This window comes from Bacillus clarus, assembly GCF_000746925.1.
In the GTDB taxonomy this organism is placed as follows: domain Bacteria; phylum Bacillota; class Bacilli; order Bacillales; family Bacillaceae_G; genus Bacillus_A; species Bacillus_A clarus.
The window spans coordinates 4,540,770-4,557,326 of the sequence record NZ_JMQC01000008.1; the positions used below are offsets into that span (position 1 = coordinate 4,540,770).

12 protein-coding genes and 1 pseudogene are annotated in these 16,557 nt (G+C 35.5%); 10 read left to right on the forward strand and 3 right to left on the reverse strand.

Annotated features, from left to right (window positions below):
* Window positions 1–87 precede the first annotated feature (87 nt).
* The 4 genes from DJ93_RS24175 (at window position 88) to DJ93_RS24190 (ending at window position 6,111) form a co-directional block, all read left to right on the forward strand.
* Entirely contained in the window at window positions 88–1,845 is a 1,758-nt protein-coding gene (locus DJ93_RS24175; protein WP_042983631.1) for a sigma-54-dependent Fis family transcriptional regulator, read from the forward strand.
* 139 nt (window positions 1,846–1,984) lie between these two features.
* A complete protein-coding gene (locus DJ93_RS24180; RefSeq protein WP_042983632.1) occupies window positions 1,985–3,694 on the forward strand; it encodes an acyl-CoA dehydrogenase family protein in 1,710 nt (569 codons plus the stop codon).
* Between the two features lie 16 nt (window positions 3,695–3,710).
* Window positions 3,711–4,601, forward strand: a complete 891-nt coding sequence (locus DJ93_RS24185; RefSeq protein ID WP_042983633.1) for an NAD(P)-dependent oxidoreductase — start codon at window positions 3,711–3,713, stop codon at window positions 4,599–4,601.
* Window positions 4,602–4,650: 49 nt separating this feature from the next.
* Window positions 4,651–6,111: a CoA-acylating methylmalonate-semialdehyde dehydrogenase gene (locus DJ93_RS24190; RefSeq protein WP_042983634.1), complete on the forward strand. Its 1,461-nt coding sequence runs from the start codon at window positions 4,651–4,653 to the stop codon at window positions 6,109–6,111.
* A gap of 88 nt (window positions 6,112–6,199) precedes the next feature.
* Here DJ93_RS24190 and DJ93_RS24195 read toward each other — a convergent pair whose 3' ends face one another.
* Window positions 6,200–6,829: a LysE family translocator gene (locus DJ93_RS24195; RefSeq protein ID WP_042983635.1), complete on the reverse strand. Its 630-nt coding sequence runs from the start codon at window positions 6,827–6,829 to the stop codon at window positions 6,200–6,202.
* 165 nt (window positions 6,830–6,994) lie between these two features.
* Window positions 6,995–8,047 carry an enoyl-CoA hydratase/isomerase family protein gene (locus DJ93_RS24200; protein WP_042983636.1) on the reverse strand — a complete coding sequence of 351 codons (1,053 nt, stop codon included), beginning with the start codon at window positions 8,045–8,047 and terminating at the stop codon, window positions 6,995–6,997.
* Window positions 8,048–8,523: 476 nt separating this feature from the next.
* Here DJ93_RS24200 and DJ93_RS24205 point away from each other — a divergent pair, with 476 nt between their 5' ends.
* From DJ93_RS24205 to DJ93_RS24220, 4 genes are all read left to right on the forward strand, one after another.
* The gene (locus DJ93_RS24205) at window positions 8,524–8,781 is read left to right on the forward strand and encodes a hypothetical protein (RefSeq protein ID WP_042983637.1); all 258 of its coding nucleotides are present in this window, start codon (window positions 8,524–8,526) and stop codon (window positions 8,779–8,781) included.
* Between the two features lie 181 nt (window positions 8,782–8,962).
* On the forward strand, window positions 8,963–9,202 hold the full coding sequence (locus tag DJ93_RS24210) for a DUF2584 family protein (protein WP_042983638.1): 240 nt from the start codon (window positions 8,963–8,965) through the stop codon (window positions 9,200–9,202).
* Between the two features lie 21 nt (window positions 9,203–9,223).
* A complete protein-coding gene (locus tag DJ93_RS24215) occupies window positions 9,224–10,381 on the forward strand; it encodes an exonuclease SbcCD subunit D (RefSeq protein ID WP_042983639.1) in 1,158 nt (385 codons plus the stop codon).
* A complete protein-coding gene (locus DJ93_RS24220) occupies window positions 10,378–13,467 on the forward strand; it encodes an SbcC/MukB-like Walker B domain-containing protein (RefSeq protein WP_042983640.1) in 3,090 nt (1,029 codons plus the stop codon). The genes DJ93_RS24215 and DJ93_RS24220 overlap by 4 nt, the downstream gene beginning before the upstream one ends.
* 46 nt (window positions 13,468–13,513) lie before the next feature.
* Here DJ93_RS24220 and DJ93_RS35015 read toward each other — a convergent pair.
* Window positions 13,514–14,637 (reverse strand): annotated as a pseudogene (locus tag DJ93_RS35015) (tyrosine-type recombinase/integrase).
* 388 nt (window positions 14,638–15,025) lie between these two features.
* Here DJ93_RS35015 and DJ93_RS34005 point away from each other — a divergent pair.
* A complete protein-coding gene (locus DJ93_RS34005; RefSeq protein WP_241484369.1) occupies window positions 15,026–15,157 on the forward strand; it encodes a helix-turn-helix domain-containing protein in 132 nt (43 codons plus the stop codon).
* Between the two features lie 715 nt (window positions 15,158–15,872).
* A complete protein-coding gene (locus DJ93_RS24235; RefSeq protein ID WP_042983641.1) occupies window positions 15,873–16,481 on the forward strand; it encodes a recombinase family protein in 609 nt (202 codons plus the stop codon).
* Window positions 16,482–16,557: the final 76 nt, after the last annotated feature.

The following is a 16,557-nucleotide window of genomic DNA, read 5'->3' on the forward strand; positions in this document are numbered from 1 at the left end:
ATACATCTTTGCAAAAACAACTGCTTGATGTGGAAAGTCATCGCCTTTTTTTATTTCCTAATTGCTTTGCAAAAGAGGTGGAAACGTATGAACTCTATAGAAGATTACTCTGTAGGAAGATGGATGAACAAAGACTTTCAGTTTATGAAAAGTAATAACACAATTGCAGAGGCAATTAATCTATTTATTGCATCAGCGATTCATGAACTACCTGTACTAGAGGAAAAACGTATGATTGGCGTTTTGAAATTATTAGATTGTGTTCAGTGGGTGAGAGAAGGGCGTAGTGAAATTGATGAAGTACATGTAATTGTGGAGCATTTCTTTTATAAGGGAAATACGATGGAGTCAATGGAAGAAGTACAGTTACCCTATTTCGTAATGGATGAAAAGAGTGGAAATTTAGAGGGAATTATAGGAGAAGTTGAGTTATCCTCTTATCAGAAATACGTAAATGAGCAATTAAAGGAAGCGAAACGTGTAATTGAATGGTTAAGACTTTCCTTTGATACTGCATATGAAGGAATTGCCATTGTCGATGAAAATGGTGTAATCCAAATGTTTAATGAAACATATAGCCGCTTCGTTGGGGTAACGAAGGAAGAGGCTATTGGACAACGTGTTGAAAATGTAATTGATAATACGAGATTACCAGTGGTATTAAAAACAGGTGTTCCTGAGCGAAATCAAGTCCACCGTTTACAAGGACAAAATTTAGTCGTGCATCGCATGCCGATTTGGAAGCAAGGAAGGGTGATAGGCGCTGTAGGGATGCTGATTCACGAAGGGATTTCAGATGTTTATAAAATAATAGAAAGGTTTAATCAAAAAGATGTAAGTATAAGACCATTGCTCTCTAAACCGAAAAAGAAGGAAATTCGGTTTGAAGATATTCTTGGGGAAAGCCAAACCATTTCCGAGACGAAAAAAATAGCTCGAAAAGCAGCTGAATCGAAAGCTTCTGTTTTAATTACTGGAGAAAGCGGTGTTGGGAAAGAGCAGTTTGCACGAGCGATACATGATACGGGCATAACGAAAAATGGTCCGTTTATTAGCGTAAATTGTGCAGCTATTCCAGATAATTTATTAGAATCAGAACTTTTTGGTTACGCAGAAGGTGCTTTTACAGGTGCGAAAAAAAATGGTAAGTTAGGGAAATTTGAATTAGCCAATAACGGAACTTTATTTTTAGACGAAATCGGTGATATGTCCCTATTAACACAGGTGAAAATTTTACGTGTTTTACAAGAAAGAGAGATTGAAAGAATAGGTGGTACAAGTCCAATTTCAGTTGATTTCCGCCTCATAGCAGCAACAAATAAAGATTTAAAGCAAATGGTTAGAGAAGGTACGTTTAGAGAAGATTTATATCATCGTCTTCATGTTATTCCAATTCAAATTCCACCACTTCGTTTTAGAAAACAAGATATTCCGCTCATTGTTGAAGAACATTTACAGAAATTATGTCAAATGTATGGTACGGAAGAAAAGACGCTCGATAAAGAAGTGTTGCGCCTTATGTTTCACTACAATTGGCCGGGGAATGTTCGTGAGTTAATCAATGTGTTGGAACGACTATTTGCGCTGTCAGATGATACACATATACACACGAAAGATTTACCAGAAGAGTTTTATTACCGAGATATGGAGCAGAAGAAATTATTACCGATGATTCAAACTTTACCAGTAAAGAAAGCAGCGATGAAAGTAGTACGTGAAGAGGAAGAGCGCGGATTAATTGAACAGATGTTAAAAGAGGTAAATGGGAATAAATCAAAAGCAGCCGCATTATTAGGGATTTCTAGGGCGACTTTGTATAATAAACTGTCTAGATTTAAGATTTAAACAACTTGTTTGGAAAAGTGTAAAACTGTCTAGACAGTTTTACGTTTTCGATTCAAATCGCCCTTATGTTATGCGATTTTTAGTTTGGCATGAATTTTGCATATGAAAATATGAAGACCGAAATGATAGGGGGATCCAGATGGAGAAAACAAAGTTGCAATGGAACGAATTTTTTTCGCTGAATCAAGATCTTAACACTACTTTTTTTACGCCAGAAGATTTTTCAGGAGATGAAGATTTAATCGCAAAAACGACAGAACAATTTGTTAAGCAAGAAATTGTTCCACAAATTGAAAATATTGAACAACATAATTATAAAATTTCCCGTCAATTATTTGAAAAGGCTGGAGAGCTTGGATTGCTGAGTATAGAAGTTCCAGAAGAATATGGCGGATTTGAATTAGGAAAAGCAATTTCAGGGCTTGTAGCAGAAAAAATGGGATGTGCAGGGGCATTTAGTGTGTCCTTTAATATACATGCCGGTGTCGGGACATTACCGTATATATACTACGGGACGAAAGAGCAAAAGGAAAAATATTTGCCTAAAATTGCATCAGGAGAATGGATTGGAGCTTACGCATTAACTGAGCCAAATGCTGGTTCTGATGCATTAAGTGCAAAAACAAACGCAGTCCTAAATGAAGATGGTACAGCTTGGAAATTAAATGGTGAGAAGCAATGGATTACAAACGCTCACATGGCTGATGTATATGTTGTTTTCGCGAAAACAAATGAAGGAATGACAGCATTTATTGTCGAAAGAACATGTGAAGGTGTTTCCATTGGTTTAGAAGAAAAAAAGATGGGAATTAAAGGATCTTCAACTGCAACGCTTATTTTAGAGGATGTTATGATTCCTGCTGAAAATGTATTAGGAGAAGTTGGCAGGGGGCATCACGTAGCTCTTAATATTCTTAACTTTGCTAGATTGAAACTTGCTTTTGGAAATATTGGAACAGCAAAACAAGCAATCGGTTTGTCTGTTCAATATGGTAAAGAGCGAAAACAGTTCCAAACAGAATTAGTTGATTTCACAATGATACAAGAGAAAATTGCAAATATGATTATTGCTACATACGGTGCAGAAAGTGCAGCATATCGAACAGCAGGTGTAATTGACGAAGCAATTCATGAGGGTGCTGGAGATATTATGAAGAAGATGTCTCAATTTGCAATAGAATGTGCACTTAATAAAGTGAATGCTTCTGAAACACTTGGTCATATTGTAGATGAAGCTGTACAGATTCACGGTGGATATGGTTATATGCAAGAATATGAAGTGGAGCGATTATATCGTGATGCTAGAATTAGCCGTATATTTGAAGGTACGAATGAAATTAATCGACTAACTGTTGCGAAAATGTTAATGAAACAAATTGAGCAAATAGAAGATCATAAAGACGAAGGAAATTTTGCAAACGTAGAACGAAATCATCGTTATATTTTATTATCGAAACAATTGTTGAAACAATCTTTGAAAACGCTATCTAAAACTCCTGGATTAAAAATTGAACAAGAACAAGAGTATTCACGCGTATTAGCAAATATGTTGACTGATGTGTATGTAATGGAATCAGCATTTTTACGTACGAAGAAAGCAGTAAGTAAAAATGGTGAGGAAAAAGAACGTACAAAACAGCTTGTAACAGATGTGATTTGTGAAGAAGGGTATCACAAAGTAGAAGCGGCGACGATTGTTCTTCTTTCGGCAGCTATAGAAGAAGAACAAAATAGAAACGCTATTTTAACAGAAATTCGTCAATTGTCCGTACCTATGTATACGAACTTATTTACGAAGAAGAGGGAAATCGCAAAAGCTATCATAAATCGCGGAAAATATACTGTGTAAATAGGAGGAAAGTGATATGAAAAAGATTGGGTTTATCGGTTTAGGTAATATGGGTCTTCCAATGTCTAAAAATTTAGTTAAATCTGGTTATACTGTATATGGAGTCGATTTGAATAAAGAGGCAGAAGCTTCCTTCGAAAAAGAAGGCGGAATTATTGGCTTGTCAATTGGGAAACTAGCAGAAACGTGCGACTTAATTTTTACAAGTCTACCATCACCACGAGCTGTTGAAGCGGTGTACTTCGGGGAAGAAGGGCTAATTGAAAATGGCCATTCGAACGTTGTACTAATTGATACAAGTACTGTGGCTCCGCAGTTGAATAAACAATTAGCAGAAGCAGCGCAGGATAAGAAATTAGATTTTTTAGCTGCACCGGTTAGTGGTGGTGTAATTGGAGCAGAAAATCGAACATTAACATTTATGGTTGGTGGATCGAGAGAAGTATATGAAAAAGTTGTATCTGTAATGGAAGTGCTAGGAGCGAATGTGTTCCACGTTAGTGAGCAAATTGATAGTGGCACAACTGTTAAATTGATTAATAATTTATTAATCGGTTTTTATACAGCAGGTGTGAGTGAAGCTTTAACATTAGCGAAAAAGAATAATATGGATTTAGATAAACTGTTCGATATTTTAAATGTGAGTTACGGTCAAAGTAGAATTTATGAGCGTAATTATAAAAGTTTTATTGCAACAGAGAACTATGAGCCAGGTTTTACTGTAAACCTATTGAAGAAAGATTTAGGCTTTGCAGTAGATTTAGCGAAAGAAAGTGAGCTTCACCTACCGGTGAGCGAAATGTTATTAAACTTATATGATGAAGCGAGCCAAGCGGGATATGGTGAAAATGATATGGCTGCTTTATATAAGAAGGTAAGTGAACAATTAATTTCTAGTCACGAATAATGGATACAGTTTTATTAAAATAAATCATGATAAAAAAGGAGCGAGTATAATGATTACAACAGAAATTAAAAGAGTGAAAAATCATATTAATGGTGAATGGGTAGAGTCTACTGGTACTGAAGTAGAAGCAGTTCCGAATCCGGCAACTGGAAAAATCATCGCTTACGTTCCTCTTTCTCCAAAAGAAGATGTTGAAAAAGCTGTAGAAGCTGCAAAAATGGCGTATGAAACATGGTCTAAAGTGCCAGTTCCGAATCGTTCAAGACAATTATATAAATACTTACAACTTTTACAAGAAAACAAAGATGAGCTTGCAAAAATTATTACACTTGAAAACGGCAAGACATTAAAAGATGCAACTGGTGAAGTACAGCGCGGCATTGAAGCTGTAGAGCTTGCGACATCAACACCGAACTTAATGATGGGACAAGCACTTCCAAACATTGCAGGCGGGATTGATGGATCAATTTGGCGTTATCCAATTGGAGTGGTTGCTGGTATTACACCATTTAACTTCCCAATGATGATTCCATTATGGATGTTCCCACTTGCAATTGCTTGCGGTAATACATTCGTATTAAAAACATCTGAAAGAACGCCCCTTCTAGCTGAAAGACTCGTAGAGTTATTCTATGAAGCAGGTTTTCCAAAAGGAGTATTAAACTTAGTACAGGGCGGAAAAGATGTTGTAAACAGCATTTTAGAAAATAAAGATATTCAAGCAGTTTCGTTTGTTGGCTCTGAGCCAGTCGCACGCTACGTATATGAAACAGGTACAAAATATGGAAAACGAGTACAAGCGTTAGCTGGAGCGAAAAACCATGCGATTGTTATGCCAGATTGCAACATTGAAAAAACAGTACAAGGTGTAATTGGTTCTGCGTTTGCAAGTAGTGGAGAGCGCTGCATGGCATGCTCTGTCGTAGCAGTAGTAGACGAAATTGCTGATGAGTTCATTGATGTATTAGTATCAGAAACACGTAAGCTAAAAGTGGGTGATGGTTTCCACGAAGATAATTATGTGGGACCGTTAATTCGTGAATCTCATAAAGAGCGTGTACTAGGCTATATTAATAGCGGTGTAGCAGATGGAGCTACTTTATTAGTAGATGGTCGTAAAATTAATGAAGAAGTTGAAGAAGGGTACTTCGTTGGTGCGACAATCTTTGATGGCGTAAATCAAGATATGAAAATTTGGCAAGATGAAATTTTTGCTCCAGTATTAAGTATTGTGAGAGTAAAAGATTTAGAAGAAGGTATTAAACTTACAAACCAATCAAAATTTGCAAATGGAGCTGTGATTTATACATCAAGCGGTAAACATGCACAAACATTCCGTGATAATATCGATGCAGGGATGATTGGTGTAAACGTAAACGTTCCAGCACCAATGGCATTCTTTGCATTCGCAGGAAATAAAGCTTCTTTCTATGGTGATCTTGGAACAAACGGTACAGATGGTGTTCAATTCTATACACGTAAAAAAGTTGTAACAGAGCGCTGGTTTTAATAAGTAAATAGCATACTATGTAACTTGTTACGTGTAAGGAAAATACACCTCTCAATTATGAGAGGTGTATTTTTTCGATTTGCAATGATTAATTATTCTTTTCAAAAGCTAATTTTATACCAAATCCAATTAAAACGATGCCAGTAAGACCTTGAATGTATTTTTGTGTAGCTGGCTTTTTCATAAAAACGCTTATTTTATCAATTAAAAATATATAAAAGGCAAACCATATTACTGTTAAAACGAGATAAGTGAGTCCCATAATGAGAAGCTGGATAAGTGTATTATGGTCTGGATTTAAAAATTGTGGTAAGAATGTTAAAAAGAAAACAGCAACTTTCGGATTTAATAGATTTGTAAGAAATCCTTGACGGAAACAAGATGTATGTTCATTTTTATGTTCTATAAAGGTTTCGGTTGTATCCATATTTCCTTTGTTTCTCAAAGCTGAAAGTGCTTTTATACCTAAATAGATTAAATAAATAGCACCAACATATTTAAAGATAGAAAATAAAAAGGCAGATTTAACAATAAGGGCCGAAAGACCAATTACGGCAGCTAAAGTATGAATTAAAAGTGCAATACATGTACCGAATACTGTTTTTACACCACCAATTTTTCCTGAGACCAGTGTGTTTTTTGTAGCCATCGCTGTATCGGGGCCAGGTAAAATAATAAGACAAATGGACATGATAATGAAAAGAAGGTAGTTCTCCATAAGTATTCCGCCTTTCTTTTGGGTATTTTTAGAAAATTAAATTAAAATAAGTTTATCATAAATTAAGTGTGTATGAAATGAAATTTAATTTTATTAGAAAGATGGATGAAAATAAAAAGGCTAGATGGGACAGTGGGAATGAACCACTGTCATCTAGCCTCTTTATTATACATTAAGTAAATGGAAGAAACGATTTACATCTTCTTCTGAAACATCACTTAATTGTTTATATTTATACTGTGGGTTTTGATCTTTATCGACTACAACTGAACGTACACCTTCAAAGAAATCTTCGTGTCTCATAAAGTTTTTTGCAAGTACAAGATCTGTTGCAAAGCATTCATCAACGGATTTTCCTTCTCCATCGATGAATTGTTTCAATGTGACCTTTAATGAAACAGGGGATTTTGATAATAATGTTTCTTTCGCTTTTAAGGCGAAAGTTCTACCGTCTTTCTCCAATGAATGGATAATTTCTTCAATTGTATGGAATGCGAAGTGTGTATCAATTTCTTCTAGTAGAGGAGAAATTTCACTTTCTGCACTTGGGATGGTTGCAAATGTACGAGTGACCTCCTTTAAAGCTGTATGTACATCTTCATTACGCCAATTCATATTTTCAATTTCAGAAAGGAATTTTGGTAACGTATCTGATGTCATAAAATAATCGGCAGCGTTTATATATAATACATCAGGTGCTTTTAAAATAGATGCTGTTAAAGCGACGTATCTTCCAGTATGGCCAGGTGCTTTATTTAAGAAATAAGCAGCGCCTACATCTGGAAAGAAGCCGATGTTCATTTCAGGCATTGCCCATTTCGTGCGTTCTGTTACAATTCGATATTTTGCACCATTTGTAAGACCGACACCACCGCCCATAACAATTCCATCTAAACAAGCGATAATTGGTTTTGTATATTGATAAATAAATGTATCAATTTCATATTCTTCTTCAAAGAAACGTTCTGCATGTTGTAAAGCTGTTTCGTTAGAACGAGCTTCATACAAAGTTTTAATATCACCACCAGCGCAAAATCCTTTTGTGCCAGCTCCTTTTAAAACTATGATGGCAATACGATCATCTTTTTCCCATTCTTTTAGCTTTTGTCCAATTGGCTTTAACATATCATAAGATAAAGAATTAAGTGCTTTTGGTCGGTTTAATGTAATGGATGCAACACCATTCTCACTAATAGAAAATAAAACATTTTCAGTCATTTTAAATCCTCCTCTTATATATCTTCTCATTCTTAATTCTTGATACAAGATGAAATGTCCTCTATAGTTTTTTGTCCTGTTTGTAGTAGTAAGGGTTTCTATTAAAAAATTTGAGGTGCTGATTAAAGTCTCACTTTAACTAATATGCAAGTATTGTGCCAGTTGCAAAACTTGTAATATAAAGGAAACATAAAGAGTAAAGTGTCTAACTGTCTAAACAAATGTACATGTAGACATAATAATCGTTTTTTTATGTTGCATATTTTGACGAGATATCTTTGCAGGATTTTGATATATAAGAAGGAATATTACAATATTAATAACTGAAGAGGTGTGTTAATTGTTTGTAGGTTGAAAATGAAGGCGATATCATATATAACTCCTGTTTAAAGAAAAAATAGTATTCATTGAATTATCAAACTTTTAACAAGGTGAAAATTTGTATATAATAGGAAATAGAGAAAGGAGAGATCGGAATGCCAGGACCTTTGCTGTTATCGGTTATTATTTTGTCCTCTCTCATGATAGGAATTACACAGTATTTTCATCATACAGATACGACAGAAGAAGTGAAAGATAAAGTGCGTCTCGTATTTCCGATTTTTATATTATCTATTTCATTGTGTTTCCTATTGAATAGAGATGGATATATTGTTGCTTTATTCTCATTTTTTGTAGCGATTATTTTAATTACGGTGTTGTATTATATAATGAAGGAGTATTTACAGAAATAAGGATGCCTGAATAGGCATTTTTATTTCTGTGGAATATAAATTTCACATACCGTATTATATTTAAAAAATAAAAACACAAATACATAGAAAAGTATGGTCTTCATAATGTATTCACTTGTCAATCTGGAATAGCCACTATACTATTAAAGTGTAGAGATTAGAAAAAAGGGGTTGTATCTAAATGAAGTTTGAGATGCACACAAAAATTATTTCGAATGAAAAAGAAATCAGATTACATATAGAAGAAAATGTATTTCAATTAACGTTAGATGGCTATCATCTATTTGCTATTCAAGAAATATTGCCTTTATATAAATCAGATCAAGAGAGAATAGGTAGTGTAATTGTGCAAAAGTTAGAATGGGAGAATGGAAAAACGACACTTAACTATAAGCTTGTTTCACTACAATCAGTAAACTAACAGGATGAAAGGAAGGGAAATATGAAGTTTTTTCATACAGCGGATTGGCATTTAGGAAAACTAGTTCACGGTGTATACATGACTGAAGATCAAAAAATTGTTTTAGATCAGTTTGTACAAGCGGTGGAAGAAGAAAAACCGGATGCCGTAATTATTGCAGGTGATTTGTATGACCGTGCAATTCCTCCGACGGAAGCAGTTGATTTATTAAATGATGTATTACAAAAGATAGTAATTGAATTAAAAACACCAGTAATTGCAGTAGCAGGGAATCATGATAGTCCAGATCGAATTCATTTCGGTAGTAATTTAATGAAAAAGCAGGGCTTGCATATTGTTGGACAATTTCAATTCCCATACGAACCTGTTGTATTAAATGATGAACATGGGGAAGTACATTTTCACTTAGTTCCATATGCAGATCCAAGTATCGTTAGACATATTATGAAGAATGAAGACATTCGTTCTCATGACGATGCGATGCGTATTTTTATGAATGAACTTTCGGAAACGATGAATCAAGAAGCAAGACACGTCTTTGTAGGGCATGCATTTGTTACTTCTTCAGGAGAGGCTGAAGAAAATACGAGCGATGCAGAACGACCACTTTCAATTGGTGGTGCTGAATATGTAAACAGTCATTATTTTGACAAGTTTCATTACACGGCGCTTGGACATTTACATCAAGCGCATTTTGTACGTAATGAGACGATTCGTTATTCAGGTTCACCACTTGCATATTCTATTTCGGAAGAACGACATAAAAAAGGATACTACATTGTTGAATTAGATGAAGCAGGTGAAACGACAATAGAAAAACGCTTATTTACACCACGTCGTCAAATGCGAACAGTAGAAGCAAAAATAGATGATTTATTAAAGCATACAGTAAATGAAGATTATGTATTTGTTAAATTATTAGATGAAAATCCTGTACTGCAGCCAATGGAAAAAATACGCTCTGTCTATCCGAATGCAATGCATGTCGAAAGATCGATTCAAAGACGAGAGTTTACAGATACAAATGAAGTGACTGTTTCTAGACATAAAACGGATGATTTATCTCTTTTAAAAGCTTTTTATAAAGAAATGAAAGGGTTAGATTTATCAGAAGAGAAAGAACGTCTTTTCTTAGAAGTATTACAAACAGTGCAAGAACGGGAAGGTGAGCGAGGATGAGACCACTTCAGCTTATTATGACAGCGTTCGGCCCATATAAACAACGAGAAGTAATTGATTTCAATGACCTTGGGGATCATCGTATTTTCGCTATTTCAGGAAATACAGGAGCAGGGAAAACGACGATATTTGATGCGATTTGTTATGTGCTATATGGAGAAGCGAGTGGAGAAGAACGTAATGATACAAGCATGCTTCGCAGCCAATTTGCTGATGATAATGTATATACGATTGTAGAATTAACGTTTCAATTAAAAGGAAAGCAGTATGAAATAAAAAGGCAACTAGGACATAAAAAGCAAGGGAACAAAACAGTTACAGGACATGCGGTTGAATTATATGAAATAATAGATGATGAGAGAATTCCGTGTGTAGATCGTTTTCATGTGACAGATGTAAATAAAAAGGTGGAAGATTTAATTGGGTTAAGCAAACATCAATTTAGCCAAATTGTTATGTTACCACAAGGTGAGTTCCGAAAACTATTAACATCTGAAACGGAAAATAAAGAAGAGATTTTACGTCGTATTTTTAAAACTGATCGTTATAAATTAATGCGTGAGTTACTAGATCAAAAGCGTAAACAATGGAAAGACATTTTGCAAGAAAAACAAAAAGAGCGTGAGTTACATTTCCATAATGTTTTTAAGCTACCAATTAGAGAGGGAGCTTTACTAGAGACGTTAGTGGAACAAGAACATGTAAATACACATCAGATAGTAGAAGCACTTGAACAAGAAACGAATTGGTATAAAAGTGAAGTTGAACACTTGCAAAATGAGCAAACGACACAAACGAAGCAATTAAAAGAGGTAGATGTTCGTTTCCATGCAGCAAAATCAGTAAATGAAAAATTTCAAGATTTAGATCGGAAGAAAGAACAGCAAACAGTTTTACAGGGAAATCGTGCACAAATAGAAATAAAAGAACAATCTTTTAGACGTGCAGAACAAGCGAAGCGGCTATTACCATTTGAACAATGGTATGAAGAGGCGATGCAAAACGAACAAAATGCTGAGAGTTTACTGAAACAAATAAAGGCGAAACAAGAACAGACTGTTAAAGCCTTTGAACTTGCTCAGGAGAAATATGAAGAATTAAAGAGTAAGGAATCTGTACGTGAAGAAGGAAAGAAACACGTGCAGAGGTTAGAAGAATTACAACCAATCATTGCTTCGTTAGCCGAGAAAAAATTGAATTTGCAGAAAGTTGAAGTTCAGAGTGGAAAATTAAAAGAAGGTATTTATAAGCTTGAACAACAGCTTGAAGGACAAATTTCTGAAAAACAAAAAATGTCCGGAGAATTACAGCGATTAGAAGAAGCGCTTGAACAGTATGTAGAAAAAGTAGAAGAACTAACGAATATGCGAGAAGATGCGAAAGTATTAAAACAAGCATATGATGTTTGGCAAGAGAAACAAAAATATAAGCAAGAAAAAGAAGCGTCATATAAACAAATGGAAGTTGCAGTTCAAGCATATGAAACGATGGAACGCCGTTGGTTAAATGAACAGGCTGGTGTATTAGCTCTTCATCTTCACGAAGGAGAATCTTGTCCAGTATGTGGTAGTACGGATCACCCGAAAAAAGCTACGGAACAAGGTGATGCGATTGATGAAAAAGAGCTAAATGAACGAAGAGAGAAGAAAAACCTTGCAGAAAAATCACATGTTCAGCTAGAGGAGAAATGGAATTTCTATCGACTGCAATATGAACAAGTGATAGAAGAAGTAATAAAACGTGGCTATCGTTCAGAAGAATTAGTTGAAACATATCGTGCTTTAGTTCAAAAAGGAAAGCAGTTAGTAGCTGAAGTAAATATACTAAAGGCAAGTGAAGAAACACGAAAACAAATTGTAGTAAATATGAAAAGTGTAGAAGAAAAAGTAGAAGAATTACAAAAGCAAAAACGTGAAGCTGAAACGATGCAACATCGCACGGAAATGGAGTGTATGCAACTCCGAACTTCATATGAACATGATAAGAAAAATATTCCAGAGAGCTTGCAAACAGTAGAAGCTTGGAAACAGCAATTTGATTATGCAGTTAAAGAACTTCGTGTGATGGAAGATGAGTGGAAGAAAGTACAAGAAGCTTATCAACATTGGCAAAATGAAAACATACGCATACAAGCGGAATATGATGGTGCTTCCAAGCAATTGGACAGTGTAAAAGAGAAGAAAGAAGAGACTTTTACACGCTTTATGAAAGAACTTGACCAAGGTGGTTTTGCAAACGAACAAGCGTATAAAGAAGCGAAACTAACAGATAAAGAGATGGAACAATTACAACAAACAATTCAAAGCTATTATTCATCTCTTGAAGTGCTTGCAAAGCAAATTGAAGAATTAATTGCTGAATTAAAAGATAAAGAGTATACAGATATCACCTCATTAGAAGAACAAATAAAAGAATTAGAAATCCAGCTAGATATTGTGAAAGAGAAGCGGCAGCGTGCTCAAAATGCAGTTTCATATATTTCGGATTTACATGAAAACATTAGAAGAATTGATGAACAAATTCATGAAGAAGAGAAAGCTTTCCAAGAGCTCGTTGATTTGTATGAAGTAATGAAAGGGGATAATGAAAGTCGTATATCCTTCGAACGTTACATCTTAATTGAATACTTAGAACAAATTGTTCAAATTGCGAACGAAAGGCTACGCAAATTATCAAACGGACAATTTTACTTAAAACGAAGTGAACGAGTAGAGAAAAGAAATCGTCAAAGTGGATTAGGATTAGATGTATATGATGTATATACAGGCCAAACACGTGACGTAAAAACATTATCTGGCGGTGAAAAATTTAACGCATCGCTTTGCTTAGCACTCGGTATGGCAGACGTTATTCAAGCATACGAAGGCGGTATTTCGATCGAAACGATGTTTATCGATGAAGGATTTGGCTCACTAGATGAAGAGTCATTAACAAAGGCAGTCGATGCATTAATAGACTTACAAAAATCAGGGCGATTTATCGGCGTCATTTCGCACGTCCAAGAACTGAAAAACGCAATGCCAGCAGTACTAGAAGTAACGAAGCAGAAGGATGGTTGTAGTCAGACTAGGTTTGTGGTGAAGTAGGTCGATTTTACCATCATTTCCAACGCTTTTTTAGGGCCGAGTCACTTCAGCGGTCACTTTTTTCGAGAACTTTATCCAGTTTCTCAGAAATTGTGCGCTGCATCTCCGGAAGAATGTGACTGTACGTATTTAACGTCGTACCTATATCAGCGTGACCTAAACGTTCTGAAATTAGTTTGACATTTACGTTTTGTTGGATTAATAGAGTAGCGTGTGTATGACGTAAGTCATAGAAGCGTATTTTCGGTAATCCGAGTTTCTCGGTTACATTATAAAACGATCTACGTATGCTACGAGAATCCAATAGCTTCCCGTATTTTGACGGGAGAACCAAGTCTAAGTCGGTGTATTTATCGCCGGCTTTTTCTTTTTCATATTCGACGAACTGACGATGAGACTTCAGTTCTTCTATTAAAATTTGTGGAAGATAGATTGTTCGTAAACTAGTTTTATTTTTCGCTCCATACTTTAATTCCCTTTTTTTAGTTAATGTTTGTCTAATGTAAATTAAACTATCCTCCATATCTATATCTTTCCACCGTAAACCTAATATCTCACCTTGCCTCATTCCTGTGAGCACCGCAATTGAAAAACTAATATTAAATCGTGTGATATTTTTGAGTTTTTTACTTTCTCTAATGAAATAATTTATTTGGTGTAAGTCCCATACTTGCATCTCTTTTGGTTGTATGCTTGGTAATACAACACCTAAAGCTCGATTATTTTTTATTAGTTTTAGTACTTTCGCTCATTTAAGTGAAGTTTTAATAAAACTAAAAACTAAATTAATTGTACCCTCTGAATAATGCCTCTCTTCGATCAATTTCGTGATGTAGTGCTGTAAGTGCATCGTAGTGATATCTTGAATCTTAAAATGACCTAGATAGGGCTTTATTATATTTGAATAATGTGTGTAGTTAGCCCTATAAGTAGATTTTTCTAATTGATTTTTACTTTCTTTAAACCACTGTTCCATAAATGTTTCATAAGTCATGTGAGGTAGTTTTAGAAAGTCATCATTTAAATACTCAGCCTTTAATTTTACTAGTTCTGCATTAAAAAGCCTCTACGTCTAATCTGTTTACGTTTCCCTGTCATCGGGTCCTTCGCAATATTAAATACGAAATCCCGGCTACCGGTTTTCTTATTAAATTTTACACTTCCATTCATATCTAATGACCTCCTTTTATAGGTCACAAGACGTGCATGCAGTTTCCATTACTTGTATTTTATCGCCAGAGTCACCGTTTGTATAGAGGTATAAAAAGTAGAAAAACGTAAATTATTTTATTCTTTTTCGAAAAAAGTGAGCGAGTTAACAAAGTGGCGCGTCTTAGTAAATGTAAGAAGTTCACAAGGCATTACATGGAGGGGCAAGCGAGGTATGAGCGAAAATAGCAACTTAGTATCAATCGAAGCCCAAACGGAATATTCAATTACGAGCGGAAAGCGAGAGACACGTATCTTTCTAAAAATGTATGTCGACGCGGTACACTCCGGTTTAATAGCGGACTTAGGTCCGGAAAGATGGACGACTCTTTGCGTATTAGCGTCATTCATGGACGAAGACGGCGAATGTTATCCAACACAAGACATGATTGCTAAGCGACTTAATATAAGCCGTGAGAGCGCTAATATAGGCGTATCAAGAAGTTATGAGCATTGTCTAGGTTTTAGCAAACGTATTTAGCGGTGAGAGTTATCGGTAGGACAGGCAGTAAGTAACGCCGATATAAGGTAACGGTCAGAAAAAAAGACCTAAGAATATAGGTCAAAAGAAAAGGTGTAGCCATATATTAACATTTTTGTCGGTAGAAGGCTATACGTATCGTATTGAGAAAATTTATAACGACATATGTCGAAAACATAGAAAAAGAACCCCTGTAGCAACAGAGATTCATGTGGGAAGAAAGTATATACCTTGTGTGATCAGGTATATCGAGTAATGTCAGCTCGATTATTGAATGATAACATGAATCTTCTGAAATTATTAGCGGTAATTGTATCCACTGCTGGAAATAGAAGAAAGTGAATCCGTGGGTTTACATCGGTTTACATTTCGGCAGTCGCCACCGTCTGATAGACACCCGACTGAAATTTTCGGAAGTGATGTCTTCTCGATACTTATATTAGAAGAAACTCGTTTAGTACCTTTCCGAAATTTTCCGATTCCACTAGCTTCGCCCCTCTGGAAGAGACGTCCCTCGAAATCCTCATCCCAGCCGTCCGTTACCTACGCTCATAAAAGTATACCTTTACGAACCATCAATAACAGGTCGATTAATAAGTGATATTACGTTCGTTTAATAGAAGGAAATAATTTATGAACGTTCGTTTTGTTTATTTACTTTTACGAATGATTATTTTACAATCGAGTCAAACATAACGGAAAGGGAGTAAGGAGAGTGGCGGAGACTAGAAAGATCGGATACGTTAGGGTAAGTGCTAAGGATCAGAACGAAGGCAGACAGTTAGAAGCGTTAAAGGAGTTAGGTGTTTCAGAGCGTGACATTTACATAGATAAACAGAGCAGTAAGGATTTTAACCGTCCTAGCTATCAGTTATTGAAGCGTGTGTTGCGTAAAGGAGACATATTATATGTCCATTCGTTAGATCGTCTAGGACGTAACAAGGATGCGATAATGAACGAATGGAACGAGATAACACAGGAAATACAGGCAGACATCATCGTAATAGATATGCCGCTATTAGATACAACAAAATATAAGGATAGTGTCGGTACGTTCGTCGCTGATTTGGTATTACAAATACTATCGTGGATGGCCGAAGAAGAACGTAAGAAGATACGCACTCGAAAAGCGGAAGGAATCGCCAACGCACGTAAGAAAGGGAAAGAGTTAGGGAGACCGAAAGCAACGATTACAGATAAATTTATTGAAACGTATAAGCGATGGAAAGCAGGAGAGATAACGGCCGTTACAGCGATGAAAGAAGCAGAAGTAGGTAAGACAACATTTTATAAACTAGTAAAAGAATACGAAGCAAAACTATAGTCGGTAAAATAATACCGGCTTTTTTATTTAGGGACGGGGGTACTCTCTTCGGCGGCTTGTCACCCAGGTGTTTAAA

Excerpts from the sequence above, each read along its gene's own strand:
- DJ93_RS24175 (WP_042983631.1), top strand. The coding sequence starts at position 88 with ATGAACTCTATAGAAGATTACTCTGTAGGAAGATGGATGAACAAAGAC.
- DJ93_RS24180 (WP_042983632.1), top strand. The coding sequence starts at position 1,985 with ATGGAGAAAACAAAGTTGCAATGGAACGAATTTTTTTCGCTGAATCAA.
- DJ93_RS24185 (WP_042983633.1), top strand. The coding sequence starts at position 3,711 with ATGAAAAAGATTGGGTTTATCGGTTTAGGTAATATGGGTCTTCCAATG.
- DJ93_RS24190 (WP_042983634.1), top strand. The coding sequence starts at position 4,651 with ATGATTACAACAGAAATTAAAAGAGTGAAAAATCATATTAATGGTGAA.
- DJ93_RS24195 (WP_042983635.1), bottom strand. The coding sequence starts at position 6,829 with ATGGAGAACTACCTTCTTTTCATTATCATGTCCATTTGTCTTATTATT.
- DJ93_RS24200 (WP_042983636.1), bottom strand. The coding sequence starts at position 8,047 with ATGACTGAAAATGTTTTATTTTCTATTAGTGAGAATGGTGTTGCATCC.
- DJ93_RS24205 (WP_042983637.1), top strand. The coding sequence starts at position 8,524 with ATGCCAGGACCTTTGCTGTTATCGGTTATTATTTTGTCCTCTCTCATG.
- DJ93_RS24210 (WP_042983638.1), top strand. The coding sequence starts at position 8,963 with ATGAAGTTTGAGATGCACACAAAAATTATTTCGAATGAAAAAGAAATC.
- DJ93_RS24215 (WP_042983639.1), top strand. The coding sequence starts at position 9,224 with ATGAAGTTTTTTCATACAGCGGATTGGCATTTAGGAAAACTAGTTCAC.
- DJ93_RS24220 (WP_042983640.1), top strand. The coding sequence starts at position 10,378 with ATGAGACCACTTCAGCTTATTATGACAGCGTTCGGCCCATATAAACAA.
- DJ93_RS34005 (WP_241484369.1), top strand. The coding sequence starts at position 15,026 with ATGGACGAAGACGGCGAATGTTATCCAACACAAGACATGATTGCTAAG.